The organism is Neptunicoccus cionae, assembly GCF_014643735.1.
GTDB classification, from domain to species: domain Bacteria; phylum Pseudomonadota; class Alphaproteobacteria; order Rhodobacterales; family Rhodobacteraceae; genus Amylibacter; species Amylibacter cionae.
Window position 1 is genome coordinate 1 of sequence record NZ_BMKA01000024.1, and the last position, 817, is coordinate 817.

At 56.7% G+C, this 817-nt stretch carries 1 protein-coding gene; it reads right to left on the bottom strand.

The annotated features are described in order from the left end of the window. Nucleotides 1-171: 171 nt before the first annotated feature. Nucleotides 172-817: tyrosine-type recombinase/integrase (locus tag IEX10_RS19860; protein WP_188679039.1), on the bottom strand; the 646-nt coding region annotated here is incomplete at its 5' end.

Sequence of the window (817 nt, forward strand, 5' to 3'; positions counted from 1 at the left end):
TGGGCCGTTCATGATCAGTAAAGATGGGGTCAGAATCTTCACGATACCTGCGAAGCCGATGGATTTGTGCACCTAGAAATGATTTCAGCACGGTGTCGGTTGTGAGGGTTCACGCCCGACACATGCCAATTTTGACAAGAATTATTGGTTGCCTGGAATCCTACATTAGCATCATCCCCCACCAATCAAGTAACCCGCCCAATCCGCCAAGTATGGTTTGCGGCGTTCGAGGTAGTCCGCGCGGTTATAGGCATCCTCCACATCGTTGACGGCGAAGTGTCCGAGGCAGGCCTCGGCCACTTCCCGGGCGCATTCTGTGCGTTCGGACAGCCATGTGCGCAATGTAGAGCGGAAACCGTGGGGACGGGCTTCAAGGCCGCGCTCGACCATGTAGTTGCGCATGGTCATTTTGTTCAGCGGGCCGCCACGGCTGTTGGGAAAGAGATAGCCGTTCTGCTCTATTGCGCGGGCGAGATCGACCACCCGTAGGGCCTCATTGGACAGAGGCACACGGAAGGGTTTGGTAAAGCCTTTGCGGCCTTTGACATGCTCTACAGGCACCGTCCAGATGTCCCCGGTGAACTGCTCAATTCGCATGTTGTTGACCGCATCCGAACGCACACCTGTCAGCATCAGCATGTGAAGCGCAAGTTCTGCGGGCGCTAGCTCTCCGAGCGATTGGTAAAAGGCCGGCGCCTCAGCCCAGTCGAGTGCGGCGATATGGGTGACGGTGTGTCTTGGTGCACCGAGCAGGATGCGTGCTTGGTCAATGATGCCGAGGTTCACGTCAAAGCCTTTTGCGATGGCGTAGGTTAGG